Below are 25,745 nucleotides of genomic sequence, written 5' to 3'. Positions count from 1 at the left end.
CAAGCCCCCTCCCACATTTTCAGGCAGGCTTGACCCGCTCCGACGGCCGGCGCACCCCGGCCACAATCTTGTCCACCGCCTTGGTCGCCGCCACCATGCCGAACGTGGCGGTCACCATCATTACCGCGCCAAACCCTCCCGCGCAGTCCAGCTTCACGCCGTCGCCGACAAAACTCTTCTGCAAACAGATGCTGCCGTCCGGCTTGGGATAGCGCAGCTGCTCGGTGGAAAACACGCAGGGCACGCTGTAATGGCGGGTCACCGTGCGTGAAAAGCCATAGTCACGACGAAGAGTGGAGCGTACTTTCGAGGCCAGCGGGTCGTTGAAGGTGCGGTTCAGGTCGCACACCTGGATCAGCGTCGGGTCGATCTGCCCGCCGGCGCCACCGGTGGTGATGATCTGGATCTTGCGGCGCTTGCACCAGGCAATCAGCGCCGCCTTGGCGTTGACCGCGTCGATGCAGTCGATCACGCAATCGATGTTCGGGGTGATGTACTCGGCCATGGTGTCGCGGGTAACGAAGTCCGCCACCGCATGCACGGTGCAATCCGGGTTGATACCGCGCAAGCGTTCGGCCATCACCTGGACCTTGGGTTTGCCCACGGTGCTGTCCAGCGCATGCAGCTGGCGGTTGCTGTTGCTGACGCAAACGTCATCCAGGTCAAACAGCGAAATCTCGCCCACCCCGCAACGGGCTATCGCTTCCGCCGCCCACGAGCCCACGCCGCCGACGCCGACGATCGCCACATGGGCCGCTTTCAAGCGTTCCAGGCCCTCAATGCCATACAAGCGGGCGACGCCTGCAAACCGCGGATCTTCTGTGCTCATGACCATTACCCTAAAAACCGGCGCGCATTATGGACTACGCCGCGACAAGTTCGAAGCTTCCAGCTACAAGTAAAGAACTTAGGTGAACATTCGCGGACTAACGTCCGGCTTTTCTCTGTCTGCTGTACGCTCAGGGAAAGGCCGGTGTAGGATGCGCGCCGTTCGGTGCAGGCCAACACCTCTTTTCGTTCCACACCCTTTGGAACCCGAAATAACCATGGCATCGCGTAAATTTGGACTCAACCTGGTGATCGTGCTGGCAATCGCCGCGCTGTTCACTGGCTTCTGGGCGCTGATCAACCGCCCGGTCACCGCTCCCAACTGGCCCGAACAGATCTCCGGGTTCTCTTACTCGCCGTTCCAGCAAGGCCAGTATCCTCAGAAAAACCAGTACCCGTCTGACGACCAGATGCGCCAGGACCTGGCGATCATGAGCAAGCTGACGGACAACATCCGTACCTACTCGGTCGACGGCACCCTGGGCGATATTCCCAAGCTGGCCGAAGAGTTCGGTCTGCGGGTGACACTGGGGATCTGGATCAGCCCGGACCTTGAGCGCAACGAACGCGAAATCCAGCGCGCCATCGAAATCGCCAACAGCTCGCGCAGCGTCGTGCGCGTGGTGGTCGGTAACGAAGCGTTGTTCCGTGAAGAAATCACCCCGCAGGACCTGATCGTGCTGCTGGACCGTGTGCGTGCAGCGGTCAAGGTTCCGGTGACGACTTCCGAGCAGTGGCACATTTGGGAAAAAAACCCGGAACTGGCCAAGCACGTCGACCTCATCGCCGCGCACATCCTGCCGTTCTGGGAATTTATCCCCATGGACAAGGCCGGCCAGTACGTACTCGACCGTGCGCGGGACCTGAAGAAACTGTTCCCGAAAAAGCCGCTGCTGCTGTCGGAAATTGGCTGGCCGAGTAACGGACGCATGCGCGGTGGTAATGAAACCTCACCTGCCGACCAGGCGGTTTACCTGCGCACGCTGGTGAACAAACTCAATCGCCAGGGCTACAACTACTTTGTCATCGAGGCGTTCGATCAGCCTTGGAAAGTCAGCGACGAAGGCTCGGCGGGCGCTTATTGGGGCGTATTCAACGCCGCGCGTCAGCAGAAATTCAACTTTGAAGGCCCGGTGGTCGCAATCCCGCAGTGGCGCGTGCTGGCCATCGGTTCGGTGGTCCTGGCGCTGCTGTCCCTGACCCTGCTGATGATCGACGGCTCGGCCCTGCGCCAGCGCGGTCGTACCTTCCTGACGTTTATCGCGTTCCTGTGCGGTTCGGTGCTGGTGTGGATCGGCTACGACTACAGCCAGCAATACAGCACCTGGTTCAGCGTGACCGTGGGCATTCTCCTGGCCCTCGGCGCCCTGGGTGTGTTTATCGTGCTGCTGACCGAAGCCCACGAACTGGCGGAAGCGGTGTGGACCCACAAACGCCGACGTGAATTCCTGCCGGTCGAAGGGGAATCGGACTACCGCCCGAAAGTGTCGATCCATGTGCCGTGCTACAACGAGCCGCCGGAGATGGTCAAACAGACCCTCGACGCCCTGGCCGCACTCGATTACCCGGACTACGAAGTCCTGATCATCGATAACAACACCAAAGACCCGGCGGTATGGGAACCGGTGCGCGACTACTGCGAAACCCTGGGCCCGCGCTTCAAGTTCTTCCATGTCGCGCCCCTCGCCGGTTTCAAGGGTGGCGCGCTGAACTACCTGATCCCGCACACTGCCAAGGACGCCGAAGTGATCGCGGTGATCGACTCGGACTACTGCGTGTCGCCCAACTGGCTCAAGCACATGGTGCCGCACTTCGCCGACCCGAAAATCGCCGTGGTGCAGTCGCCCCAGGATTACCGCGACCAGAACGAAAGCACCTTCAAGAAGCTCTGCTACGCGGAATACAAAGGCTTCTTCCATATCGGCATGGTCACCCGCAACGACCGCGACGCGATCATCCAGCACGGCACCATGACCATGACCCGTCGCTCGGTGCTCGAAGAACTCGGCTGGGCCGACTGGTGCATCTGTGAAGACGCCGAACTGGGCCTGCGCGTGTTCGAAAAAGGCCTGTCGGCGGCGTATTACCACGACAGCTACGGCAAGGGCCTGATGCCCGACACCTTTATCGACTTCAAGAAACAGCGTTTCCGCTGGGCCTACGGTGCGATTCAGATCATCAAGCGCCACACCGCCAGCCTGCTGCGCGGCAAAGGCACCGAGCTGACCCGTGGCCAGCGCTATCACTTCCTCGCGGGCTGGCTGCCGTGGGTGGCCGATGGCATGAACATTTTCTTCACCGTGGGCGCGCTGCTGTGGTCGGCGGCGATGATCATCGTGCCGACCCGCGTCGATCCGCCGTTGCTGATCTTCGCGATCCCGCCGTTGGCGTTGTTCGTGTTCAAGGTGGGCAAGATCATCTTCCTCTACCGCCGTGCGGTCGGGGTGAACCTCAAGGATGCCTTCTGCGCGGCCCTGGCCGGCCTGGCGTTGTCGCACACCATCGCCAAAGCGGTGCTGTACGGCTTCTTCACCACCAGCATTCCGTTCTTTCGTACACCGAAAAACGCGGATAACCACGGCTTCTGGGTGGCGATTTCCGAAGCCCGCGAAGAAATGTTCATCATGCTGCTGTTGTGGGGCGCCGCCTTGGGGATTTACCTGGTGCAAGGCCTGCCGAGCAATGACATGCGCTTCTGGGTGGTAATGTTGCTGGTGCAGTCGCTGCCGTACTTGGCGGCGCTGATCATGGCGTTTTTGTCGTCGCTGCCGAAACCGGCGCCGAAGGCAGAGCCTGTCACCGCCGTGTAAAAACTTGCGCAATGCACTAAACGGCGGCCTCTGGCCGCCGTTTTGCTATAAGATAACGGCCGTTTTATACGCCTTGCACACATCACTGTAGGAGCGAGCTTGCTCGCGAAAATCGTTAACGATGAAGCGGGCACCCTGAATGCACGCGGAGCCCTTGCGTTTTTCGCGAGCAAGCTCGCTCCTACAATTAGAACGTCGCTGTCTCGATTTCCGGAGTTCTCCCATGACGGCCCATGCCGACCTTTCGCCGACCCTTCAACTCGCCATCGACCTGATCCGTCGCCCGTCGGTCACGCCGATCGATGCCGATTGCCAGAAGCTGATGATGCAGCGCCTGGGCGACGCCGGTTTTGCGCTCGAGCCGATGCGCATTTTCGAGGTGGATAACTTCTGGGCCACCCATGGCAACCAGGAAGGCCCGGTGCTGTGCTTTGCCGGCCACACCGACGTGGTGCCGACCGGCCCGGTGCAGGCCTGGCAGAACGACCCGTTCGACGCGCTGATCGACGAACACGGCATGCTCTGCGGCCGTGGCGCGGCGGATATGAAAGGCAGCCTGGCGGCGATGCTGGTGGCGGCGGAGCGTTTTGTAGCCGACTACCCGGACCACAAAGGTTCGGTGGCCTTCCTGATTACCAGCGATGAAGAAGGCCCGGCGCACCATGGCACCAAGGCCGTGGTCGAGCGCCTGGCCGCACGCAACGAGCGCCTTGACTGGTGCATCGTCGGCGAGCCGTCGAGCACGAAACTGGTGGGCGATGTGGTCAAGAACGGCCGTCGTGGCTCCCTCGGCGCCACCCTGACCGTGCGCGGTGTACAGGGCCACGTGGCGTATCCGCACCTGGCGAAGAACCCGATCCATCTGGCCGCACCGGCATTGGCCGAACTCGCCGCCGAGCATTGGGATGACGGCAACACCTTCTTCCCACCGACCAGTTTCCAGATCTCCAACCTTAATTCCGGCACCGGCGCCACCAACGTCATTCCCGGCGACCTGACAGCGGTGTTCAACTTCCGTTTCTCCACCGAGTCCACCGTGGAAGGGTTGCAGCAGCGGGTCGCAGCGATTTTGGATAAACACGGCCTGGACTGGCATGTGGACTGGGCGCTGTCGGGTCTGCCGTTCCTCACCGAGCCGGGCGCATTGCTCGACGCGGTATCGGCCAGCATCAAGGCGATCACCGGGCGTGAAACCAAGGCATCCACCAGTGGCGGTACCTCCGACGGCCGTTTCATTGCGACCCTGGGCACCCAGGTGGTCGAGTTGGGCCCGGTGAATGCGACGATCCATCAGGTCAACGAGCGCGTCCTCGCCAGCGACCTCGATGTGTTGACCGAAATTTACTACCAGACCCTGATCAAGTTGCTCGCCTGATGCTTGCCTGCCCCCTTTGCAGCGCCCCGCTCACTGCGGTGGACAACGGTGTGGCGTGTCCCGCCGGGCACCGTTTCGACCGCGCGCGCCAGGGTTACCTGAACCTGTTGCCAGTGCAGCACAAGAACAGCCGCGACCCGGGCGATAACCTGGCGATGGTCGAGGCGCGCCGCGACTTCCTCAATGCCGGGCACTACGCCCCTGTGGCCAAGCGACTGGCCGAGCTGGCCGCCGAACGCGCGCCACAACGCTGGGTGGACATCGGCTGTGGCGAGGGCTACTACACCGCGCAAATCGCCGATGCCCTGCCCGACGCCGACGGCTACGCCCTGGATATTTCCAAGGAAGCGGTCAAGCGCGCGTGCAAGCGCAACCCGGCGCTGACCTGGTTGATCGCCAGCATGGCCCGCGTCCCATTGGCCGACGCCAGTTGCCAGTTTCTCGCCAGCGTGTTCAGCCCGCTGGACTGGCAGGAAGCCAAGCGCCTGCTCATCCCTGGCGGCGGTTTGATGAAGGTTGGCCCTACCCGCGGCCACCTGATGGAGCTGCGCGAACGCTTGTATGACGAAGTGCGCGAATACTCCGACGACAAACACCTGGCACTGGTGCCGGATGGCATGGGCCTGGCGCACAGTGAAACCCTTGAGTTCACACTGTGCCTGGCCGAGCCCGGGGACCGCGCCAACCTGCTGGCCATGACCCCTCACGGCTGGCGTGCGAGCGCCGAGCGCCGCAGCGAGGTGATCGAAGCCGCCGAGCCGCTGCAGGTGACCGTGTCGATGCGCTACGATTATTTCGTGCTTCAATAACCGACTTTTCAGCACCCGCGAATGGATTTTCGAATCCCGCAACGAGGAACATCCATGCGCCAACCCGATATTGAGATTTACCTGAAGGACGCCGACGTCGACTACAAGGCCATCGCCGCCTGGCTGGGCGCCGCCCTGGGCCCGTGCACCGACTGGGTCCAGAAGGGCCAGACCTACAAGTGCAAAGCCGGCAACGTGCCGGTGACCTGGTTGCCAAAAGCCGTCGGCAAATGGAACAGCCTGTACCTGGAAAGCGATCAGACGCCGTGGGACGACGACATCGCCTGCGCCCGCGCCGCGTTTGCCGCATTGAATGTTGAAGTGCGCTGCGCGCCGGGGACTTGGGTCGAGGAAGAGGGTGAAGACAGCGCCGACACCTGGATTCGCATCAGCGCAGACGGCGAAGAACAGATCACCTGGAAAACCGCCTGATTCCGAGTTGCAAACCCAATCAAATGTGGGAGGGGGCTTGCCCCCGATAGCGGTGGATCAGTCAATGAATTCTGTGCCTGATAGTCAGCAATCGGGAGCAAGCCCCCTCCCACATGGGTTTGGCGGTGTAGCAAATTACAGGCCGACCACATCCTCCGCCTGCAAGCCCTTATCGCCTGTCACCACGGCGTATTCCACCTGTTGCCCCTCGGCCAGCGAGCGGTGGCCGTCACCGCGAATGGCGCGGTAGTGCACGAACACATCCTTGCCGTCTTCACGCTGGATAAAGCCATAGCCCTTGGCGTCGTTGAACCACTTCACACTGCCGGTTTCGCGCGTTGTCATCTGTTCACTCCCACTGGTTTTTATTATTGAGTCGCTGGCGTTGAACTGCCGAGTATAAGACACGTTCAAAAACCATCAACCCAACTTTACATCGCCGCTTTTTGCCGATTTTCGATGAATACGGCACACTACCCGCCCGAGCGCCTGCTCGGTTTTTTCCACTTGAAGCAGTTCGCCTATGACCCGCTCCCCGTTCCGTCGTCTGGTGTTTGGCACCTTGCGTCGACTGCTGTACCTCTGGGTTCGCTCGGAGACGATCAACCAGTCGTCCCTCACCCTTAACCTGGACCGCAGCCGGCCGGTGTTCTACGTCCTGCAATCGCCCTCCCTGACCGAATTGGCCGTGGTCGATACCGAGTGCACCAAGGCCGGCCTGCCGCGCCCGGTGCTGCCGGTTTCGGTAGGCCCGTTGATGGAACCCGCAGCGTTCTTTTACCTCACGCCGGACCCGGATTGGCTCGGCCGCCAGGACAAGCGCGGCACACCACCCACCCTGACGCGCCTGGTCAACACCCTGACCGAACATGCCGAAGAGAATGCACAAATCATTCCGGTCAGCGTGTTCTGGGGCCAATCCCCCGAAAGTGAGTCCAGCCCCTGGAAACTGTTGTTCGCCGACAGCTGGGCGGTCACCGGGCGCCTGCGCCGGTTGCTGAGCATTCTGATCCTGGGTCGCAAGACCCGGGTGCAATTCTCCGCGCCCATCAACCTGCGTGAATTGATCGAGCACAATAAAGGGCACGAACGCACCGTGCGCATGGCCCAACGCATCCTGCGCGTGCACTTTCGTAACCTGAAGACCGCCGTGATCGGCCCCGACCTGTCCCACCGTCGCAACCTGGTGAAGGGCCTGGTCAATATGCCGCTGGTGCGTCAGGCCATTGCCGATGAAGCCGAGCGCGAGAAAATCTCGCCGGAAAAAGCCAAGGCCCTGGCCCTGCGCTATGGCAATGAAATCGCCTCGGACTACACCTACACGGCGATCCGCTTCCTGGAAGTGGTGCTGAGCTGGTTCTGGAACAAAATCTACGACGGCATCAAGGTCAATAACATCGAGGGTGTGCAACAGGTTGCCCAGGGCTACGAAGTGATCTACGTACCTTGCCACCGCAGCCATATCGACTACCTGTTGCTGTCCTACCTGCTGTTCAAGAATGGCCTGACCCCGCCGCACATTGCCGCCGGCATCAACCTGAACATGCCCGTGATCGGCAGCCTGCTGCGTCGTGGCGGTGCGTTTTTCATGCGCCGCACCTTCAAGGGCAACCCGCTGTACACCTCGGTATTCAACGAATACCTGCACACCCTGTTCACCAAGGGTTTCCCGGTGGAGTACTTCGTCGAAGGCGGCCGTTCGCGCACCGGGCGCATGCTGCAGCCGAAAACCGGGATGCTGGCGATCACCCTGCGCAGTTTCCTGCGCTCTTCGCGCATGCCCATCGTGTTCGTGCCGGTGTATATCGGCTACGAACGGGTGCTGGAAGGCCGTACCTATCTGGGCGAGCTGCGCGGTGCGAGCAAGAAGAAAGAGTCGATTTTCGATATTTTCAAAGTGGCAGGCGCGCTCAAGCAGCGCTTCGGCCAGGTCGCGGTCAACTTCGGCGAGCCGATCAAGCTGGCGGAGTTTCTCGACCACGAGCAACCGGATTGGCGCTCTCAGGAACTGGGCCCGAATTACAAGCCGGCCTGGCTGAATGAAACCACTCACCGCCTCGGCGAGCAGGTGGCCCGCCACTTGAACGAGGCCGCTGCGGTGAACCCGGTGAACCTGGTGGCATTGGCGCTGCTGTCGACCACTCGCCTGGCACTGGATGAGCAGGCCATGGCCCGCCAATTGGACCTGTACCTGGCGCTGCTGCGCCGCGTGCCCTATTCACCGCATACCACCCTGCCGGAAGGCGACGGCCTGGCGCTGATCAAGCACGTCAAGGACATGAAGCTGCTGTCGGAACAGAGCGATGCCCTGGGCAAAATCGTCTATCTGGATGAGCAGAACGCCGTCCTGATGACCTATTACCGCAACAACGTGCTGCACATCTTCGCCCTGCCCGCGCTGCTGGCGAGTTTCTTCCAGAGCAGTTCGCGAATGAGCCGCGAGCAGATCCTGCGCTACACCCATGCGCTTTACCCGTACCTGCAGTCGGAGCTGTTCATCCGCTGGTCTCTGGAGGAGCTGGATGCGGTGGTCGACCAATGGCTGGATGCGTTCGTCGAACAGGGCCTGCTGCGCTTCGAAAACAACGTGTACCTGCGCCCGGCGCCGAGTTCGCGGCATTTCGTGCTGCTGACGCTACTGTCCAAGAGCATCGCCCAGACCCTGCAACGCTTCTACATGGCGATCTCGCTGCTGCTCAACAGCGGCCAGAACAGCATCAGCGCCGAGGAGCTGGAAGACCTGTGCACGATCATGGCCCAGCGGCTGTCGATCCTGCATGGCCTCAATGCCCCGGAATTCTTCGACAAGAGCCTTTTCCGACATTTCATCCAGACCTTGCTGGAGCAAGATGTGCTGCGCCGCGATGAAGCCGGCAAGCTGAGCTATCACGACCTGCTCGGCGAGCTGGCCGAAGGCGCGGCCAAGCGTGTACTGCCGGCGGACATTCGCTTGTCGATCCGCCAAGTGGCGTTGCATCGCGTCGATGGCGCGGCCGAGCAGCCGGTGGAACCGGCGCAATCCCCACAAGATTGAACAAGGCGCCGGGCGGTTTCCGGCGCCGTTGATAAGGAGCTGCACCATGAAGAAGATCATCCTCCTGGGCCTCACTGCCCTGCTCGGGGCCTGCCAATCCATGTCTCCCACCCCCAAGGCCAGCCTCGACGGCGAAGTGTTCTACCTGCAACGCATCGCCCTGCCGCCTACCGCCACCTTGAGCGTCAGCCTGCAAGACGTGTCGCTGATGGACGCGCCGGCCGTGGTGCTCGCCGAACAGAAAGGCCCGATCAAAGGCCAGGTGCCGCTGCCGTTTCACCTGAGTTATGACCCGGCGCAGGTCAAGCCTGGCCATAGCTACTCGGTCAGCGCTCGCATTGAGGTGGATGGCAAGCTACTGTTCATCACCACTGAACGGCACGCCGTACAGCTCAACGGCCAGGATCATCAGCCGCTGCGCGTGCGCGTCGATGCTGCAGCCCACTGAATTCAACCACAAGGAAGCGCCCATGCTCCGTAACCCTCTTCGCCTCACGGCCCTGCTCACCGGCCTGCTGCTGGGCACCAGCGCCATGGCACTGGACCTTGGCAGCCTGTCCCAGGGCGACGCCAGCGGCGGCCTCAAGGACGCCTTGACCCAGGGCGCACAGATCGCCGTGAAACAACTGGGCACGCCCGGTGGTTTCAGCAATAACCCCGACGTGAAGATCGGCTTGCCGGGCAAGCTGGGCAAGGTCGCTGACAAGTTGAAGATGTTCGGCATGGGCGATCAGGTCACCCAGCTCGAAACCAGCATGAACAAAGCGGCGGAAACCGCCGTTACCCAGGCTCAGCCGATTCTGGTCAATGCCGTGAAAAACATGAGTGTGACCGATGCCAAAGGCATCCTCAGTGGCGGCCAGGACTCAGCTACCCAGTACCTGAACAAGAGCAGTCGCGACCAAATCCGCGCCAAGTTCCTGCCCATCGTCAAGGCTGCCACCGACAAGGTCGGCGTGGCCCAGCAGTACAACGCACTCGCCGGCAAGGCCGCCGCGTTTGGCGCGGTGGACGCCAAAAGCGCCAATGTTGAAAACTACGTGACCGAACAGGCGCTGGACGGCTTGTTCAAGATGATCGCGCAGCAGGAAGAAACGATTCGCAAGAATCCGGCAGCTGCCGCCACCAGCCTTGCCAAGAAAGTGTTCGGCGCCCTGTAGACAGTGTATGCACCCGAGCAGGCGGGGAAGATCACCTGCTCGGGTGCCGCTCACTGCACCGTCAGAACAGCTTGCCGGCCAGCCCGCCAAAGATCACCGCGCCCAGCGGCATCACGCCTACGCCGAACTTGATCGAGCCACCACCGCCATGGCAGTCGGGTTTGGGTTTGCACTTGTCATTACAGTCATTTGCAGGTGGCTTGGGTTTTGCGCAGTTACCGCCGCCGAAGCTGCTGCTGACAGAAACGCTCAACGATTTGCCGATGAAAAATCCCATTGGACACTCCTTGAATCATCAGATGTGAGATCCGGCCCGACGGCGTGAAATCCGTCGGACTGAATACCTGTAATCAGGTAGTCCATGAGTGGCGAAACCTTAAGAAACGTTCCTTGCGAAGATTCCAATCATTGCCGCTTGACCCTGAACCACGCGGCGTAAAGCGCCGGTAGAAACAGCAGCGTCAACGCCGTCGCCACAATCAACCCGCCCATGATTGCCACCGCCATCGGCCCGAAGAACACACTACGCGACAGTGGAATCATCGCCAGTACCGCAGCAAGTGCGGTCAGCACGATCGGCCGGAAGCGTCGGACCGTGGCTTCAATAATCGCCTGCCAGGGCGCCAGCCCCGCCTTGATGTCCTGTTCGATCTGGTCGACCAATATCACCGAGTTGCGCATGATCATCCCCGACAGGGCGATGGTGCCGAGCATCGCCACGAAACCAAACGGTTGACGAAACACCAGCAGGAACAGGGTGACGCCGATCAGGCCCAAGGGCGCAGTCAGAAACACCATCGCGGTGCGTGAGAAGCTGCGCAGTTGCAGCATCAGCAAGGTCAGCACCACCACGATAAACAACGGCACGCCGGCCTTCACCGAGTTCTGTCCGCGCGCGGAGTCTTCCACGGTGCCACCGACCTCCAGCAAATAGCCGTCAGGCAACTCGGCACGCACGCCTTCAAGGGTCGGCAGGATCTGCTGGACCAGCGTCGCGGGTTGTTCCTTGCCATAGATATCGGCGCGCACGGTCACCGTAGGCAAACGGTTACGGTGCCAGATGATGCCTTCCTCAAAGCCATACTCAAGGGTTGCAATCTGGGCCAAGGCCACACTTTTACCGTTGTCGGTGGGTACGGCCAGGCTGGGCAGCAGCGACAACTCAGTGCGTTCGTGAACGGTGCCGCGCAGGAGGATTTCGATCAACTCGTTATCCTCCCGGTACTGGCTGACGGTGCTGCCGGTCAGGGAGCTTTGCAGGAATTTCGACAGATTGGCGGTGCTCACGCCCAGCGCGCGGGCGCGGTCCTGGTCGATATTCAGGTAGACGATTTTGCTCGGCTCTTCCCAGTCCAGATGCACATTGACCACGTGGGTGTTCTCGCGAACCTTGGTCGCCACCTTGCGCGCCAGGGCGCGGACTTCTTCGATGTGCTCGCCGGTCACGCGAAACTGCACGGGGTAGCCCACCGGCGGGCCATTCTCCAGACGGGTGACGCGTGAACGCAGTTCAGGAAACTGTTCGTTCAGGGTTTCGATCAGCCAGGTGCGCAGGCTTTCGCGCTCTTCGATGGTGTTGGCCAGTACCACGAATTGCGCGAAGCTGGCCGCCGGCAGTTGCTGGTCGAGTGGCAGGTAGAAGCGCGGCGAACCGGTGCCCACGTAGGCCACGTAATTGCCGATGCCAGCGTGTTCCTTGAGCAAGGTTTCGAGGCGTTTGACCTGCTCGGCAGTGTTGCTCAGGGAGGCACCTTCGGCCAGTTTCAGGTCGACCATCAGTTCCAGGCGACCGGAGGCCGGGAAGAACTGTTGCGGCACGAAACGGAACAAGGCAACCGAGCCGATAAACAACAGCAGCGTCAGGACGATCACCGTCTTGCGCCGACGTACGCACCACTCCACCAATCGTCTTACGCGCTGGTAGAACGGCGTGCCGTAAGGGTCAGGACCGTTGGTGCCGTGTTTGGCCGCATGAATCTTCGCCAGGTCCGGCAGGAGCTTTTCGCCCAGATATGGTACGAACACCACGGCGGCAACCCAGGACGCCAGCAAAGCGATGGTCACCACCTGAAAGATCGAGCGGGTGTATTCGCCAGTACTCGATTGCGCGGTAGCAATCGGCAGGAAGCCCGCCGCCGTGATCAAGGTACCGGTGAGCATCGGGAACGCGGTGCTGGTCCAGGCGAAACTCGCGGCCTTGAGCCGGTCGTAGCCCTGCTCCATTTTGATCGCCATCATTTCCACAGCGATGATTGCGTCATCTACCAGCAAACCCAAGGCCAATACCAGGGCACCCAGGGAGATTTTATGCAGGCCGATGCCGAGGTAGTACATGGCGGCGAAAGTCATCGCCAGTACCAACGGAATCGCCAACGCCACCACCATGCCGGTGCGCACGCCCAAGGAAAAGAAGCTCACCAGCAACACAATGGCCAACGCTTCAGCCAGCACCTGGACGAATTCGCCGACACTGGTTTTCACCGCTGCCGGTTGATCGGAGACCTTGCGCAACTCCATGCCCGCCGGAAGATTCTTCTGCAATCGTGCGAATTCACGCTCCAGGGCCTTGCCCAGCACCAGAATGTCGCCGCCGTCACGCATGGCCACGGCCAGGCCGATGGCGTCGGCGCCCATGTAGCGCATGCGCGGTGCCGGTGGGTCATTGAAACCACGGTGAATATCGGCCACATCGCCGATGCGGAAGGTTCGCTCGCCCACCCGAACCGGAAAGTTGCGGATCTCTTCCACGCTCTTGAAGTTACCCGACACCCGCAACTGCACCCGTTCGGTCGGGGTTTCAAAGAAGCCTGCGGTGGAGACCGCGTTCTGCTCCTGCAGCGCCTGCTGCACAGCGGCCATTGGCAGGCCGAGGGTAGCGAGCTTGAGGTTGGACAGCTCGATCCAGACCTTTTCGTCCTGCAGGCCAAGCAGCTCAACCTTGCCCACGTCCGGCACCCGTTGCAGCTGAATCTGGATGCGGTCGGCGTAGTCCTTGAGCACGGCGTAGTCGAAACCGTCACCGGTCAAGGCGTAGATATTGCCGAACGTGGTGCCGAACTCATCGTTGAAAAACGGCCCCTGGATATCCGGCGGCAGGGTCTGGCGGATATCGCTGATCTTCTTGCGCACCTGGTACCACAGCTCGGGAATCTGCGCCGAGTGCATGGAATCACGAGCGATGAAGGTGACTTGGGATTCGCCGGGCCGCGAGAACGAGACAATGCGCTCGTACTCGCCAGTTTCCATCAATTTTTTCTCGATGCGCTCGGTGACCTGGCGTGAAACTTCCTGGGCCGTGGCTCCAGGCCAGTTGGTCTTGATCACCATGGCCTTGAAGGTGAAGGGAGGGTCTTCGCTTTGCCCCAGCTTGGTGTAGGACAAAGTGCCGACCACCGCCAGCAGGATCATCAGGAACAGTACGATCTGGCGATTACGCAACGCCCATTCGGAAAGATTGAAACCCATCGGGGACTACTCCTTGGCCGCCAGATTCACCACACGGTTGGCGCGATCCACCGGGCGCACTTGCTGCCCCTCATGGAGCACATGCACACCCGCCGCAATCACCCAGTCGGTGGGCGCCAGGCCTTCGAGTACCGGCACGGTCTTCTCGCCAAACGCGCCGATGCGCACGGGTGTGCGCTTGAGGGTGTTATCCGGTTGCACACGCCAGACGTACGACGCGCCGTTTTCCGCACTCAGGGCAGACAGCGGCACCGACAGTGGAATCACACCGTCGACCTGTATGAATACGCGGGCGCTCTGGCCGAGTTCCGCCGGGACTTTACCGCCCGTGAACGCCACCCGCGCAGCGAAGGTGCGCGACTTCGGGTCGGCGGCGGGCGACAGCTCGCGAATGCGCCCGGCAAACCGTTGATCCGGCTGGCTCCACAGCTCAACCGACACCGGCTGGCCGATCTTGAAACGGCCGAAGCCCTGCTCAGGCAGGCTGATCAACACTTCACGCTCGCCATCGGTGGCCAGGGTGAACACGGTTTGGCCAGCGGAGACGACCTGGCCGACTTCAACCGCGCGCCTGGCGACGACACCGTCCTGGGGCGCACGCAGCACCGCATAGCCGGCCTGGTTGCTGGACACGTCGAATTCAGCGTTGATCTGCTTGAGACGTGCCTCACCGGCTCGATAAAGATTTTCAGAATTGTCGTACTGGGACCGGCTAACCATCTGACGGTCCATCAGGGTCTTGTAGCGGTCACGCTCGGCGCGCACCAGGCTCAGGTTGGCTTGGGCAGCCGCCACTTGGGCACGGGAGGCTTCCAGTTGCAGACGCACGTCCTGGGGGTCGAGCTCTGCCAGGGGCTGGTTGGCCTTGACCCGCTCGCCCTCTTCCACCAGGCGCTTGCTGACTTTGCCACCAATGCGAAAGGCCAGATCCGGTTCATAGCGGGCGCGCACTTCACCTGGATAGCTGTCCATCGCCTGCGCCGAAGGCTGGGGTTGCACCACCATGGCCGGGCGAATGGTGGTTTGGACCGCTTCTTCGTGGCCGCAGGCGGCTAACAGGAAGACCAAGCTGGCAAGCAACGCAAGGGGCAGGAAAGTGCTGCGCATGCTGTAGGACCTTTCGCAAATGATGCTAGGAATAATTATACTGGCCGGTATGTTATTAATACCAAACTCACCAGTCCAGTATTAAAGGTGAAAATGTCCGACAATCCTATAAACACCAATAGCCCCGGGCGCCCCAAGGACATGGCAAAACGCCAGGCAATCCTCGAAGCCGCCAAAGTTCTGTTTTTGGGCAATGGCTATGCCAGTACCAGCATGGACGCTGTGGCGCTTGAAGCGGGGGTGTCGAAACTGACCGTCTACAGCCACTTCACCGACAAAGAAACCTTGTTCACTGCCGCCGTCGTCGCCAAGTGCGAGGAACAACTGCCGGTGATGTATTTCGAACTGCCCGACGCCATGCCGGTGCAAACGGTGCTGCTGAACATCGCGCGCGGGTTTCATCGGCTGATCAACAGCGAGGAGTCGGTGAACCTGCATCGCCTGATGATGACGACCGGCAATCAGGACGTGAAACTCTCGCAGATCTTCTTCGAAGCAGGACCCATGCGCATGTTGCAGGGCATGGAGCGTCTGCTCAGTCGGATCGACGAGAGTGGCGCCCTGAGCATCGACAAACCCTTCAAGGCGGCCGAGCACTTCTTTTGCCTGCTCAAAGGCACCGCGAACTTCCGTCTGCTGTATGGCTGTGGCGGGCAATTGAGCGAGGCGGACGCCGAGGCGCATGTGCACGAGGTGGTGGGGTTGTTTATGCGGGCATATGGGCGAGGGGCAGCGGCAAGTGGTTAGCTGCAAGCGCCAAGTTCAGCGCGCTTGCAGCTTAAAGCTCAGGGCTTGAGTGCTTTTTTAGGATAAATATCGTACCGACTGGATTTACCCTCCAGCGCATGGCTCGGCTTGGGCCCCTCGATGCACGGTGCCTTGCGCGGGCGCTTGACCACCACACGGTGGCTGGCCAGGGCCAACGCCGCTGCGAGCAAGGCCGGTGCGTCCGGGTCATCGCCGACCAGTGGCCGGAACAGACGCATTTCCTTCTTCACCAGGGCGGTTTTCTCACGATGCGGGAACATCGGGTCAAGGTAGATCACTTGCGGCGGCTCGCCTGCCCAATTGCACATCACCTCGATGGAGTTGCCCTTGAGCAGCTGCATCCGCGCCACAATCGGCGCCACTTCAAAATCCTGCGCAGCTCGTGCCAGGCCATCTTCAAGCAAGGCGCCGATCAGCGGCTGGCGCTCGACCAGGCTCATCTCGCAGCCCAGGCTGGCCAGCACGAAGGCATCCTTGCCCAGGCCCGCCGTGGCGTCGAGTACGCGCGGGCGAACGCCTTGGGCGATGCCCACGGCCTTGGCGATCATCTGCCCGCTGCCGCCGCCGTACAAACGCCGGTGCGCCGCGCCACCTTCGATGAAATCGACCCGCACCGGCCCCGGCGCGTCAGGCCCGAGCTGTTGCAACTGCAGACCTTGTTCCCCGACTTGCAGGGAAAAATCCGCATCATCGAGTTGCACAGGCAAGCCAAGCAGCGCCGCCCACTGCTCGGCGCGGGCTTGGAATCCTTCGGCCAAAGCCTCGACCCGAATGCGGCTGGCCGCTGGTTGTTCGCTCATCAATCGCTACGCTCAAAAATATTAAGGATCGGCAAACACCGGCCGATAAAAACAACAGTCAGGTATTTTGCCAGAGCTGAGCGTCGACCGAAAAAAATGTCAGACATTCTTCCCCTAACTATCGGTGTACTGCCGACCCACAACCACTACGGCCTGCGCAATACTCAAGCGCTGGCCGGGGTGAGCCATGTGTGGCAGGACTTCTTCGCCCGCGCCCTCGCCGAGCAGCTCGGTGCCATCCCAGGCGCGCTGGCCGCCACGGCGACTGCACCGAAAGACCCGGCGGTGGAACCCAGCGAAGGCGCCGACCTGCTCGCGCAGATCCTCACCCAGCGCGAGTGCGACGTAAAAGACACCGTGATCGCCCCGCCTGAGCCGCTGTTCCTGCCGATTGCCGAATTCGAGACCGAGTTGCTGCCACCCGCAGCGCCACCCTTTCCTGATGAAGACATCATCGCCCAGCAACGCCAGCAGAATTTCGAAAGCGGCTGGGTACGCCCGATTGTCCTGAGTGCAGGTCAACCCGTCGCTGAGCCGGGCCCAGCGCCGCAACCCCGCCCGCTGCACTTGCCGATTGCCGAGTTCGAGCTGGACTTGTTGCCACCGGCCGCGACTCCGTTCACCGAACAGGCTCTGGCAGAACAACAGAAGGCCCTGGATTTTGACTACCACTGGGCACGCCCGCTGATCGCCAACAACCTGCGCCTGGCCGCCTGACGCTTAGCGACACATCCACCAGCGGCCCATATCCAGATGGAAGTGGTTACGGTGCGCGGCATTATAGTCGGGGCTCAACACCCCATTGAACGCGTGACACGCGCCGTCACGCACCTCACGTAAAAATCGCGCGTCAGCACCCTCCCCCGGCCAGTCCTTGAGCACACTGATACGGCGCCCATCAGCCAGGCGAAACCCGGCGATATCCAATGCATTGGCCGACGCGTGCTGGCTGAGTCGGCCTTCGGCGCGGTTGTAGACATTGCGACAGGCAAAACTGCCCAGGTGATCGACCCGCGTCACCGCCTGGCCGTATATCGCCTGAGCCGCCGGTTGCAAGCTGTGGCGCTCGAACAGGGCAAACGCTACCGCCAGTGGGCAACTGGCCAGGAAGCTGCTGCTCAAGCCAACCTCTGCGCCCTGTACCCTCAACGTGTTGCGCAGCGGGCAAGCGGCGTCGGCGCGCGAGTCGGCCTGACGGCTCACCCGCAACCCCGAGGTTTTAAGCACCTGGTCGCACAGCGCGGGATCATCCTGCAGCCGCCCCAGTTTGTAGCGCGTCAACAGGTTCGGACTGGCGCGCACGTCCAGCGGCGCCCACGGGTTCCATTCATGGGGCAACGGCACCCAGCCGCGCCATACGCCCACGGCCAGCGCGCCGCCGAGCACCAGCAACGCGCCCATCCACCTGATCGACCGCACCGCTTAGCCCTTGAAGAATCGATTGGCCTGGTCGAACGGCATCTTGCGCTCGGTGAAGGTAAAGGTGCCCAGCCCGTAGATTTCCTGCGCCGCCCGATAAAACTCGCCATAGGCCGCCAGGGCCAGTGCCGAGCCCACGCTGATGCGCCGCACGCCCAGTTCGCTCAACTGCGCGACGCTGAGGTTCAGGCCACCGGACATCAACACATTTACCGGCTTGGGCGCGACGGCCTTGACCACCGCCAACACCTCTTCGGCACTGCGCAGGCCCGGCGCATACAGCACATCGGCGCCCGCTTCGGCGTAGGCTTGCAGGCGGCGAATGGTGTCGGGCAAGTCCGGGCGACCGTGCAGAAAGTTTTCTGCACGAGCCGTCAGCGTGAAGGGAAACCCCAGGCTGCGGGCAGCGGCAACGGCAGCCTCGATGCGCTCGACGGCGAGGTCGAAGGGGTAGATCGGATCGACGGCAACCCCGGTGGCATCTTCGATGGAGCCACCGACGATACCGGTGGCGGCGGCGCGCAGGATGGTCTGGGCACAGCCTTCGGGGGTGTCGCTGAAGCCGTTTTCCAAGTCAGCGGCGACTGGCAGCGAAGTCGCCCGAACAATGGCTCCGGCATTGCCCAGGGTGTCTTCCAGCGACAGCGCGCCTTCCGCATCCGGCCGTCCCAGGCTGAACGCAAAGCCCGCGCTGGTGGTGGCCAACGCTTCGAAGCCCAGGCTGGCAAGCATGATGGCGGAGCCGGCGTCCCACGGATTGGGCATGACAAAGGCACGGTCGCGCTCGTGCAAGGCTTTGAAGGTTTCGGCGCGAAGGGTTTGGGCATCCATGACTGACTCCTGGCGGGAAAGAAGCCCTAGAGTAACCCCAGTTGCTCCGCGACGGGTTCTCGATGCAAGGTCGGCAGCGGCTCGAGCCCTGGCAAACGCGTCATCAACTGGTCGTGAAAACGCAAGGCCAATTGCGCGGCGAGGCGGTTGTCCGAGGTGTGCAGGAACATGTAGGGGGTACGCCCCTCTTCAATCCAGCTGGCGATTTTTTCGACCCAGGGCTTCAGGAACGGGTCGTTGGCTTCAAGCTCGGGATGCCCGATAAAGCGCACTTGGGGAAATAGAGTCAGCGCCGCCGGGCGCGGAGGCACCCTGGGCTTTTTCGATTGGGCATGCAGGACGGCCGCCGAGGTGGAGGTACAACTGAACAGCGCGCGCGGATCGAGGCAGACGCGTTCGACACCGCGATCGCGCAGCAGGCGGTTCAGCCTACGCTCGGCCTCGCCTTTGGCGAAGAACTCTTCGTGGCGAACTTCAACGGCCAGCGGGCGATCGATGCCATCGAGGAATCCGGCCAGCTCACCGAGGCGCTGCGGGGTAAAAGCCTTCGACAGTTGCAGCCACAGCGGCGAAACGCGCTCGCCCAAGGGGCTCATCAAGCCGACGAAGCTTTCCGCCGCCGGCAACTGCTCGCGCAAGTCACCGGCATGGCTGATATCACCCGGGAATTTGGCGGTGAAGCGAAAGTGCTCGGGCATGATCTCGGCCCAGCGCTGCACCGTGGCGACCGAGGGGCGCGCATAAAACGTGGTGTTGCCTTCAACCGCGTTGAAGACTTGAGAATAGAGTGCAAGGTAATCATTGGAGCGCGCATCGGCGGGATACAGATATTCCCGCCAGGCGTTTTCACTCCAGGACGGGCAGCCGATGTAGTAAGGCAGACGCATCAGATGTGGATATCGAGACCCAGCACTTCCATATCCCATTCGACAAAGCCGGCGGTGGTCAGGTAGCTGGCCAGGGCAGTGGCAACGCTTTTGCTCATGGAGCGGGGGAAGACCATGTCTTGCTGACGGGCGGGAAGACCGCTGATGCGGGCTTGGGTGCTGGGCTGGGCGTCGGAGTGGACTTCAATGAAGTCTGGCGAGTCCTCGACGGAGTCGTCCACAGTAACGTTAGCCTTACGCGGCTTACGTTTGATTGGGTACGACTGTGAGGAAAAGCCATCAATACGCATGGGCGCGAACTCGCTATCAGTAATGGCATTTTAGTGGCGCGATCCGTAGCGCGCAAATGCTCTGGTGATAACTAGAACACATAATTTGAAAAAGGTTTAAAACCCGGTGCAAATTCTGACGATTGGCGATATTTGCCGCAGATTTACCGCAATTCTGGCGTCAAATAATCCCTCGCTCTGCCTTGGTCTGTGCGACTTTATCGCGCAGGTAGACCGGCGCCGCCAGATCCGCCGCAATCGCCTCGCCGCGCTCGAAAGCAAAGCGCGCGAGGGTCAGCAGGTCTTCGGCATGGGGCAGCATCGCAGCGTCCTGATTCGCCAGCTGCACTCCCATACGCTCGCCATAGCCCCAGCCAGTCCCGGCACCGAACCAGTCGCCGCTGGCATCATCGGGCAGTACCGATGACTCCGGCGCTTGCACGGCTTCCACGCCAATCAGGCGCATTTCACCGGCGCTCTCGCGGTAGCAGCCCCAATAGACTTCGTCCATGCGCGCATCAATCGCCGCTGCCACTTGCGTGGCGCCATGCTCACGCAGCGCACGTTGGGCCAGTACCGCGAGGTTGGACACTGGCAAAACCGGACGCTCCAACGCGAACGCCAGGCCCTGCACCACGCCAATGGCAATCCGCACGCCGGTAAACGCGCCGGGGCCACGGCCGAACGCGATGGCATCCACGGCGGACAGGCTGGTTCCGGCGTCTTCAAGCAGTTGCTTGATCATGGGCAGCAGCTTCTGCGCGTGCAGCCGCGGGATCACCTCGTAGTGGCTCGTTACCTTGCCGTCGTGCAGCAAGGCCACGGAGCAAGCTTCAGTCGCGGTGTCCAGGGCCAGCAGGGTGCTCATGGGTGTGGGTGTCCAAGTCGAAAAAAAGTGCGCCAGTATAAACAACAACGGCCCGCAAGCGGGCCGTCGTGAATGCAGCCGATCAACGCATCAGCTCAGTGCTTGCAGCACCTTGGCAGTGATCGCTTCCACGGAGCCGACGCCAGGAATATGGCTGTATTTCGGCTTGCCCTGTGCAGCGGACAACTTCTGGTAGAAGTCCACCAGCGGCTTGGTCTGGGAATGGTAGACCGACAGGCGATGACGCACGGTTTCTTCGGTGTCGTCTTTACGCTGCACGAGGTCTTCACCGGTGACATCGTCCTTGCCAGCCACTTTCGGCGGGTTGTAGACGATGTGGTACACGCGGCCCGAGCCTTCGTGAACGCGGCGACCGGCGATACGCTGGACGATTTCTTCGTCTTCAACCGCGATCTCGACTACGGCGTCCAACTCGACACCGGCTTTCACCAGGGCTTCAGCCTGGGGAATGGTGCGCGGGAAGCCGTCGAACAGGAAACCGTTCTTGCAGTCTTCCTGGCTGATGCGTTCCTTGACCAGGTTGATGATCAGGTCATCGGAGACGAGGCCCCCGCTGTCCATCACGCTCTTGGCGATCAGGCCCAGCTCGGTGCCGGCCTTGACGGCCGCGCGCAGCATGTCGCCGGTGGAGATTTGTGGAATGCCGAATTTTTCAGTGATGAACTTTGCCTGAGTACCTTTACCGGCCCCGGGAGCTCCCAGCAGAATGACGCGCATCGATGTGCTCCTCAATTTTTTATAGAGATGACGCTCGGATTCGCCGCGTGGGGCCAATCTCGTAAAAATGTGGTTCCAGGCCGATCAAACGGCCAAAGGCTGATCAAGATACACAGCAGGCCCTTACCACACAAGCCGCCAAAAGTAGGAGAAACCCGCGCCAGGCATGCGTCAGCCAAAGGGTTTGCCTGGGCGCAACCTACCCCCTCAAACAACGACCGCCCGTTTCAGGGCGGTCGTCGCGGTTGATTCGCAAGCTATTGAGAACAGGCGAAAAACCTCAACCGGTGTTGCGCAAACCGGCGGCAATACCGGCGACGGACACCAGCAGCGCCTGTTCCAGAGGGCTGTCTTGCGCCGCTTCGCGTTGGCGCGAGCGAGCAAGCAATTCGGCCTGCAGCAGGTGCAAGGGGTCGAGGTAGGTGTTGCGCAGGCGGATGAACTCCAGGGTGTCCGGACTGTGGGCCAACAGCTGCGACTGGCCAGTCAGGCCAAGTACCACGTCACACGCCTGCGACAATAGGTCGCGTAAGTGCGCACCCAATGGCAGCAAGTCGGGCTGCACCAGGCGCTCATCATAGAGGCGGGCGATATCGGCGTCGGCCTTGGCCAGCACCATTTCCAGCATATCAATGCGCGTGCGGAAGAACGGCCACTGCTCGCGCATCTGCCCCAGCAATTCACCCTCGCCGCGCTCCAGGGCTTTGCTCAATGCCGCTTCCCAGCCGAGCCAGGCGGGCAGCATCAGGCGGGTCTGGGTCCAGCCGAAGATCCAGGGAATCGCGCGCAGGCTTTCAATACCGCCGGCGCGCCGCTTCGCGGGTCGACTGCCAAGCGGCAAACGCCCGAGCTCCTGCTCCGGCGTGGACTGGCGGAAATACTCGACGAATTGCGGATTTTCCCGCACCACCGCGCGGTAGGCGCTGACGCCGTCGGCCGCCAATTCGTCCATCAGATGGCGCCAGGCCGGCTCCGGTGGCGGCGGTGGCAACAGCGTGGCTTCGAGTACCGCCGCCAGGTAGAGGTTGAGGTTCTGTTCGGCGATATCCGGCAAACCAAACTTGAAGCGGATCATCTCGCCCTGTTCGGTGGTGCGGAACCGCCCCGCCACCGAGCCCGGCGGCTGCGACAGGATCGCCGCATGCGCCGGGCCACCGCCACGGCCGACGGTGCCCCCACGACCGTGGAACAACAGCAATTCCACTTGTTGCTCGCGGCAGATATCCACCAGCCGTTCCTGCGCCCGGTACTGCGCCCAAGCGGCGGCGGTGGTGCCGGCGTCCTTGGCCGAGTCCGAATAGCCGATCATCACTTCCTGCGGGCCGTGCAGCCGCGCGCGGTAGCCCGGCAGTTGCAACAGCCGCTCCATCACCGGCCCGGCGTTATCCAGGTCGGCCAGGGTCTCGAACAGCGGCACGACGCGCATGGGCCGCTGTACGCCCGACTCTTTGAGCAGCAGTTGCACCGCCAGCACGTCCGATGCGGCGCCAGCCATGGAAATCACATAGGAGCCCAGCGATGCGGCCGGTGCAGCGGCGATTTCGCGGCAGGTGTTCAACACCTCAGCGGTGTCCGCCGACGGTTTGAAATAACCCGGAAGCAGCGGTCGACGATTGGTCAGTTCTTTGCTCAGGAAGTTGATGCGCGTGTCTTCGTCCCAGTCTTCATAGCGACCCAGGCCAAGGTAATCGGTGATTTCGGTCATGGCCGACGAGTGACGCGTGGAATCCTGGCGCACATCCAGGCGGACCAGGAACAGGCCGAACGTCACGGCGCGGCGCAGGCAGTCGAGCAACGGGCCATCAGCAATCACGCCCATGCCGCACTCATGCAGCGACTGATAGCACAGCTCCAAGGGGCCGAGCAGGTCGCGATTGTCCTGCAACACCTGCGCCGGTGCCGGTGCAGGGCCACTCAACGCGGCATGGGCCCACTGGCGCGTGGCGCGCAGGCGTTCGCGCAGTTGTTTGAGCAAGGCGCGGTAAGGCTCGACGCTGTCCCCCACCTGGGCCAGCAACGCCGGGCTGGCCTGCTGCATGGACAGCTCGGAGGCGAGCTGATCGATATCGCGCAGATACAAATCCGCGGCCATCCAGCGCGCCAGCAACAGCACTTCGCGAGTGACCGGCGCCGTGACATTCGGGTTGCCGTCACGGTCGCCGCCCATCCACGAGGCAAATCGAATTGGCGCGGCCTCAAGCGGCAGACGCAAACCGGTGGCGGCGTGCAAGGCCTGGTCGGCCTTGCGCAAATAATTGGGAATGGCCTGCCACAACGAATGCTCGATGACCGCGAAGCCCCATTTGGCTTCATCCACCGGCGTGGGCCGGATGCGGCGGATTTCTTCGGTGTGCCACGCCTCGGCGATCAGGCGTTGCAAGCGTTCACGGATCTGCTCGCGTTCGGCGCTGGTGAGGTCACGGTGGTCCTGCAGCGCCAGTTGCGCGGCAATCGCGTCATATTTCTGGATCAGCGTGCGGCGCGCGACTTCGGTGGGGTGGGCGGTGAGGACCAACTCGATCTCCAGCCGCGCCAATTGGCGGGCCAGGGATTCGTCACTGTGGCCTTCGCTTTGCAGACGGGCCAGCAACTCCGGCAGCACACGGGACTCGAAGGGCGCCGGCTGCGATTCATCGCGCCGATGAATCAACTGGTACTGCTCGGCAATGTTGGCCAGGTTGAGGAACTGGTTAAAGGCCCGCGCTACAGGCAGCAGTTCATCTTCCTGCAGCTGATTCAGGCTCGCGCTGAGCTCAGCGCCCGCGCCGCGCCGGTCAGCCTTGGCGCCTTTACGGATCTGCTCGATCTTGTCGAGAAAAGCATCGCCGTATTGCTCTCGAATGGTGTTGCCCAACAGTTCACCCAGCAGGTGAACATCCTCACGCAAGCGTGCATCGATATCACTCATCAGCCAATCTCCAGCCAGAAATCCGGGACGCGCAGGTGTTCCAGAGTGCCGTCGGCGGCGCTTTCTGACAAGACACTTTAAACCTTGCGGCTTGCGGCTAGTCTCAAGGTTAAGTCGCCGGGTTATCCACACCGGTGGCTGGTCACTCATTATTGAGGTTGCCATGAAAATTCGAGACCTGCCCCAGCATTGGGAAGAAACCGCCAAGGGTCGACTGACCCAAACCCAATACGCGATTCATCTGGACGTAGAAGCCGCCGCGCGGCTGGCTGCCCTCGCCGAGATGTACCCCAAGCGCCACACCGAAGAGCTGCTTGGCGAACTGATCGGCGCCGCCCTCGAAGAGCTGGAAGCCAGCTTTCCCTACGTCAAGGGCCAGCAGGTGATTGCCACCGATGAAGAAGGCGATCCGCTGTATGAAGACGTCGGGCCCACACCGCGCTTTCTGACATTGTCGCGCCGCTATCTGCATGATTTGTCAGCGAGTGCTGACGAACCGCAGCACTGATCCTCCCTTATTCAAACCGATTCAACCCTTGTATTCCGGGCCTTTCAGCGGCCCGGCGTACCGCTGCGCGGGGTGAAAGTTCCAATTTTCTGATGCTGACCATTCAGTCAGATATTTTTTTAGGCAAATCGCCATCTCCGCTGAACTTTTGAAAAAAGCATCCGGTCACAGCCAGTAAGCCATCACTTGGAACGCTCGTTTGAACTGGCGTCATGTGCTTAACCGCCGGGCCCGCAAACGAACGCCAGGATGGATTTTTCAGGAGTTATCCAATGGAGTTGAAGACGATGAAGACCAGCACTGCCAAATCCTCGTTTAACCACCTGCGCGGGCTCAAATTGGCCGCGCTGGCAATCGGCACCAGCTTCGTTCTGGCTGGCTGTGCCGGCAACCCGCCGACCGAGCAATACGCAGTGACCCAATCTGCGGTCAACAGCGCGGTCAGCGCCGGCGGTACCGAGTTTGCAGCCGTGGAAATGAAGTCGGCCCAGGACAAGCTCAAAGAAGCCGAAATCGCCATGCACGACAAGAACTACGACAAAGCGCGTCAGTTGGCTGAACAAGCCGAGTGGGACGCTCGTGTCGCTGAGCGTAAAGCCCAGGCTGCCAAAGCTGAGCAAGCGGTGAAGGATTCCCAGAAAGCAGTTGACGAGTTGCGTAAGGAAGGCATGCGCCCGGCTGCTATCCAGCAGAAGTAAGCCGCTGCCCCTTGAATGCATCGCACCTGAT

At 61.6% G+C, this 25,745-nt stretch carries 24 protein-coding genes; 11 read left to right on the top strand and 13 right to left on the bottom strand.

Going from position 1 to position 25,745, the window contains the following annotated elements; translation table 11 throughout:
- Window positions 1-19: 19 nt before the first annotated feature.
- A complete protein-coding gene (tcdA, locus tag C4J93_RS06470; protein WP_372237484.1) occupies window positions 20-829 on the bottom strand; it encodes a tRNA cyclic N6-threonylcarbamoyladenosine(37) synthase TcdA in 810 nt (269 codons plus the stop codon).
- 217 nt (window positions 830-1,046) lie between these two features.
- Here tcdA and C4J93_RS06465 point away from each other — a divergent pair, with 217 nt between their 5' ends.
- The 4 genes from C4J93_RS06465 to C4J93_RS06450 all read left to right on the top strand — a co-directional run bounded on the left by C4J93_RS06465 (window position 1,047) and on the right by C4J93_RS06450 (window position 6,254).
- Entirely contained in the window at window positions 1,047-3,638 is a 2,592-nt protein-coding gene (locus C4J93_RS06465; protein ID WP_124366105.1) for a glycosyltransferase, read from the top strand.
- 223 nt (window positions 3,639-3,861) lie between these two features.
- On the top strand, window positions 3,862-5,013 hold the full coding sequence (gene dapE, locus C4J93_RS06460) for a succinyl-diaminopimelate desuccinylase (protein WP_124428888.1): 1,152 nt from the start codon (window positions 3,862-3,864) through the stop codon (window positions 5,011-5,013).
- Window positions 5,013-5,822, top strand: a complete 810-nt coding sequence (locus tag C4J93_RS06455) for a putative RNA methyltransferase (RefSeq protein ID WP_124428887.1) — start codon at window positions 5,013-5,015, stop codon at window positions 5,820-5,822. Before dapE ends, C4J93_RS06455 begins: the two co-directional genes overlap by 1 nt.
- Before the next feature lie 54 nt (window positions 5,823-5,876).
- The gene (locus C4J93_RS06450; protein ID WP_124409221.1) at window positions 5,877-6,254 is read left to right on the top strand and encodes a hypothetical protein; all 378 of its coding nucleotides are present in this window, start codon (window positions 5,877-5,879) and stop codon (window positions 6,252-6,254) included.
- Between the two features lie 135 nt (window positions 6,255-6,389).
- Here C4J93_RS06450 and C4J93_RS06445 read toward each other — a convergent pair whose 3' ends face one another.
- Window positions 6,390-6,599 (bottom strand): cold-shock protein, encoded by a 210-nt coding sequence (locus C4J93_RS06445; protein WP_124366102.1) that lies wholly within the window; start codon window positions 6,597-6,599, stop codon window positions 6,390-6,392.
- Between the two features lie 178 nt (window positions 6,600-6,777).
- Between C4J93_RS06445 and plsB the strand changes: the two genes are divergently transcribed.
- Genes plsB through C4J93_RS06430 form a run of 3 tightly spaced genes read left to right on the top strand, consistent with a single transcriptional unit; the run spans window position 6,778 to window position 10,448 of the window.
- Complete coding sequence (gene plsB / locus C4J93_RS06440) at window positions 6,778-9,288, top strand: glycerol-3-phosphate 1-O-acyltransferase PlsB (RefSeq protein WP_124369868.1); 2,511 nt, start codon at window positions 6,778-6,780, stop codon at window positions 9,286-9,288.
- Window positions 9,289-9,334: 46 nt separating this feature from the next.
- Complete coding sequence (locus C4J93_RS06435; RefSeq protein ID WP_124428886.1) at window positions 9,335-9,736, top strand: YbaY family lipoprotein; 402 nt, start codon at window positions 9,335-9,337, stop codon at window positions 9,734-9,736.
- A gap of 22 nt (window positions 9,737-9,758) precedes the next feature.
- Window positions 9,759-10,448 (top strand): DUF4197 domain-containing protein, encoded by a 690-nt coding sequence (locus tag C4J93_RS06430; protein WP_124361593.1) that lies wholly within the window; start codon window positions 9,759-9,761, stop codon window positions 10,446-10,448.
- A 61-nt stretch (window positions 10,449-10,509) separates the two neighbouring features.
- On the opposite strand, the gene C4J93_RS06425 is transcribed toward C4J93_RS06430, so the two are convergent.
- From C4J93_RS06425 to C4J93_RS06415, 3 genes are all read right to left on the bottom strand, one after another.
- Window positions 10,510-10,725: a hypothetical protein gene (locus C4J93_RS06425; protein WP_124366099.1), complete on the bottom strand. Its 216-nt coding sequence runs from the start codon at window positions 10,723-10,725 to the stop codon at window positions 10,510-10,512.
- 128 nt (window positions 10,726-10,853) lie between these two features.
- On the bottom strand, window positions 10,854-13,913 hold the full coding sequence (locus C4J93_RS06420; protein WP_124428885.1) for an efflux RND transporter permease subunit: 3,060 nt from the start codon (window positions 13,911-13,913) through the stop codon (window positions 10,854-10,856).
- Between the two features lie 6 nt (window positions 13,914-13,919).
- Entirely contained in the window at window positions 13,920-15,020 is a 1,101-nt protein-coding gene (locus tag C4J93_RS06415) for an efflux RND transporter periplasmic adaptor subunit (protein ID WP_124428884.1), read from the bottom strand.
- A gap of 93 nt (window positions 15,021-15,113) precedes the next feature.
- Here C4J93_RS06415 and C4J93_RS06410 point away from each other — a divergent pair, with 93 nt between their 5' ends.
- Window positions 15,114-15,767 carry a TetR/AcrR family transcriptional regulator gene (locus C4J93_RS06410; protein WP_124428883.1) on the top strand — a complete coding sequence of 218 codons (654 nt, stop codon included), beginning with the start codon at window positions 15,114-15,116 and terminating at the stop codon, window positions 15,765-15,767.
- A 38-nt stretch (window positions 15,768-15,805) separates the two neighbouring features.
- Here C4J93_RS06410 and C4J93_RS06405 read toward each other — a convergent pair whose 3' ends face one another.
- Window positions 15,806-16,588: a class I SAM-dependent methyltransferase gene (locus C4J93_RS06405; RefSeq protein WP_124428882.1), complete on the bottom strand. Its 783-nt coding sequence runs from the start codon at window positions 16,586-16,588 to the stop codon at window positions 15,806-15,808.
- 96 nt (window positions 16,589-16,684) lie between these two features.
- On the opposite strand from C4J93_RS06405, the gene C4J93_RS06400 reads away from it, so the two are divergent.
- Window positions 16,685-17,305, top strand: a complete 621-nt coding sequence (locus C4J93_RS06400) for an energy transducer TonB (protein ID WP_124428881.1) — start codon at window positions 16,685-16,687, stop codon at window positions 17,303-17,305.
- Window positions 17,306-17,308: 3 nt separating this feature from the next.
- Here the strand turns inward: C4J93_RS06400 and C4J93_RS06395 are convergent, their stop codons facing one another.
- The 7 genes from C4J93_RS06395 to ppc form a co-directional block, all read right to left on the bottom strand.
- Entirely contained in the window at window positions 17,309-17,989 is a 681-nt protein-coding gene (locus tag C4J93_RS06395; RefSeq protein WP_124430844.1) for an extensin family protein, read from the bottom strand.
- A 21-nt stretch (window positions 17,990-18,010) separates the two neighbouring features.
- Window positions 18,011-18,838: an oxaloacetate decarboxylase gene (locus C4J93_RS06390; protein WP_124428880.1), complete on the bottom strand. Its 828-nt coding sequence runs from the start codon at window positions 18,836-18,838 to the stop codon at window positions 18,011-18,013.
- 26 nt (window positions 18,839-18,864) lie between these two features.
- Window positions 18,865-19,725, bottom strand: coding sequence for a DUF72 domain-containing protein (locus tag C4J93_RS06385; RefSeq protein WP_124428879.1), 861 nt, complete (start codon window positions 19,723-19,725; stop codon window positions 18,865-18,867).
- Window positions 19,725-20,015 (bottom strand): hypothetical protein, encoded by a 291-nt coding sequence (locus tag C4J93_RS06380; protein WP_124361584.1) that lies wholly within the window; start codon window positions 20,013-20,015, stop codon window positions 19,725-19,727. The genes C4J93_RS06385 and C4J93_RS06380 overlap by 1 nt, the downstream gene beginning before the upstream one ends.
- Before the next feature lie 160 nt (window positions 20,016-20,175).
- Window positions 20,176-20,862, bottom strand: coding sequence for a tRNA (adenosine(37)-N6)-threonylcarbamoyltransferase complex dimerization subunit type 1 TsaB (gene tsaB / locus C4J93_RS06375; protein WP_124428878.1), 687 nt, complete (start codon window positions 20,860-20,862; stop codon window positions 20,176-20,178).
- 90 nt (window positions 20,863-20,952) lie between these two features.
- Window positions 20,953-21,600 (bottom strand): adenylate kinase, encoded by a 648-nt coding sequence (gene adk / locus C4J93_RS06370; protein WP_124369856.1) that lies wholly within the window; start codon window positions 21,598-21,600, stop codon window positions 20,953-20,955.
- 280 nt (window positions 21,601-21,880) lie between these two features.
- Entirely contained in the window at window positions 21,881-24,508 is a 2,628-nt protein-coding gene (gene ppc, locus C4J93_RS06365) for a phosphoenolpyruvate carboxylase (RefSeq protein WP_124361581.1), read from the bottom strand.
- Window positions 24,509-24,671: 163 nt separating this feature from the next.
- On the opposite strand from ppc, the gene C4J93_RS06360 reads away from it, so the two are divergent.
- Together C4J93_RS06360 and C4J93_RS06355 are read left to right on the top strand one after the other, a co-directional pair.
- A complete protein-coding gene (locus C4J93_RS06360) occupies window positions 24,672-25,016 on the top strand; it encodes a pilin assembly protein (RefSeq protein ID WP_124366088.1) in 345 nt (114 codons plus the stop codon).
- Between the two features lie 272 nt (window positions 25,017-25,288).
- Window positions 25,289-25,714: a DUF4398 domain-containing protein gene (locus C4J93_RS06355; RefSeq protein WP_124361579.1), complete on the top strand. Its 426-nt coding sequence runs from the start codon at window positions 25,289-25,291 to the stop codon at window positions 25,712-25,714.
- Window positions 25,715-25,745: the final 31 nt, after the last annotated feature.

It is taken from the genome of Pseudomonas sp. R2-37-08W, from assembly GCF_003851705.1.
Lineage (GTDB): Bacteria > Pseudomonadota > Gammaproteobacteria > Pseudomonadales > Pseudomonadaceae > Aquipseudomonas.
Note: the sequence above shows the minus strand (reverse complement) of the source record. Positions and strands in the feature narration are given on the sequence as shown.

Excerpts from the sequence above, each read along its gene's own strand:
- tcdA (WP_372237484.1), bottom strand. The coding sequence starts at position 829 with ATGAGCACAGAAGATCCGCGGTTTGCAGGCGTCGCCCGCTTGTATGGC.
- C4J93_RS06465 (WP_124366105.1), top strand. The coding sequence starts at position 1,047 with ATGGCATCGCGTAAATTTGGACTCAACCTGGTGATCGTGCTGGCAATC.
- dapE (WP_124428888.1), top strand. The coding sequence starts at position 3,862 with ATGACGGCCCATGCCGACCTTTCGCCGACCCTTCAACTCGCCATCGAC.
- C4J93_RS06455 (WP_124428887.1), top strand. The coding sequence starts at position 5,013 with ATGCTTGCCTGCCCCCTTTGCAGCGCCCCGCTCACTGCGGTGGACAAC.
- C4J93_RS06450 (WP_124409221.1), top strand. The coding sequence starts at position 5,877 with ATGCGCCAACCCGATATTGAGATTTACCTGAAGGACGCCGACGTCGAC.
- C4J93_RS06445 (WP_124366102.1), bottom strand. The coding sequence starts at position 6,599 with ATGACAACGCGCGAAACCGGCAGTGTGAAGTGGTTCAACGACGCCAAG.
- plsB (WP_124369868.1), top strand. The coding sequence starts at position 6,778 with ATGACCCGCTCCCCGTTCCGTCGTCTGGTGTTTGGCACCTTGCGTCGA.
- C4J93_RS06435 (WP_124428886.1), top strand. The coding sequence starts at position 9,335 with ATGAAGAAGATCATCCTCCTGGGCCTCACTGCCCTGCTCGGGGCCTGC.
- C4J93_RS06430 (WP_124361593.1), top strand. The coding sequence starts at position 9,759 with ATGCTCCGTAACCCTCTTCGCCTCACGGCCCTGCTCACCGGCCTGCTG.
- C4J93_RS06425 (WP_124366099.1), bottom strand. The coding sequence starts at position 10,725 with ATGGGATTTTTCATCGGCAAATCGTTGAGCGTTTCTGTCAGCAGCAGC.
- C4J93_RS06420 (WP_124428885.1), bottom strand. The coding sequence starts at position 13,913 with ATGGGTTTCAATCTTTCCGAATGGGCGTTGCGTAATCGCCAGATCGTA.
- C4J93_RS06415 (WP_124428884.1), bottom strand. The coding sequence starts at position 15,020 with ATGCGCAGCACTTTCCTGCCCCTTGCGTTGCTTGCCAGCTTGGTCTTC.
- C4J93_RS06410 (WP_124428883.1), top strand. The coding sequence starts at position 15,114 with ATGTCCGACAATCCTATAAACACCAATAGCCCCGGGCGCCCCAAGGAC.
- C4J93_RS06405 (WP_124428882.1), bottom strand. The coding sequence starts at position 16,588 with ATGAGCGAACAACCAGCGGCCAGCCGCATTCGGGTCGAGGCTTTGGCC.
- C4J93_RS06400 (WP_124428881.1), top strand. The coding sequence starts at position 16,685 with ATGTCAGACATTCTTCCCCTAACTATCGGTGTACTGCCGACCCACAAC.
- C4J93_RS06395 (WP_124430844.1), bottom strand. The coding sequence starts at position 17,989 with ATGGGCGCGTTGCTGGTGCTCGGCGGCGCGCTGGCCGTGGGCGTATGG.
- C4J93_RS06390 (WP_124428880.1), bottom strand. The coding sequence starts at position 18,838 with ATGGATGCCCAAACCCTTCGCGCCGAAACCTTCAAAGCCTTGCACGAG.
- C4J93_RS06385 (WP_124428879.1), bottom strand. The coding sequence starts at position 19,725 with ATGCGTCTGCCTTACTACATCGGCTGCCCGTCCTGGAGTGAAAACGCC.
- C4J93_RS06380 (WP_124361584.1), bottom strand. The coding sequence starts at position 20,015 with ATGCGTATTGATGGCTTTTCCTCACAGTCGTACCCAATCAAACGTAAG.
- tsaB (WP_124428878.1), bottom strand. The coding sequence starts at position 20,862 with ATGAGCACCCTGCTGGCCCTGGACACCGCGACTGAAGCTTGCTCCGTG.
- adk (WP_124369856.1), bottom strand. The coding sequence starts at position 21,600 with ATGCGCGTCATTCTGCTGGGAGCTCCCGGGGCCGGTAAAGGTACTCAG.
- ppc (WP_124361581.1), bottom strand. The coding sequence starts at position 24,508 with ATGAGTGATATCGATGCACGCTTGCGTGAGGATGTTCACCTGCTGGGT.
- C4J93_RS06360 (WP_124366088.1), top strand. The coding sequence starts at position 24,672 with ATGAAAATTCGAGACCTGCCCCAGCATTGGGAAGAAACCGCCAAGGGT.
- C4J93_RS06355 (WP_124361579.1), top strand. The coding sequence starts at position 25,289 with ATGGAGTTGAAGACGATGAAGACCAGCACTGCCAAATCCTCGTTTAAC.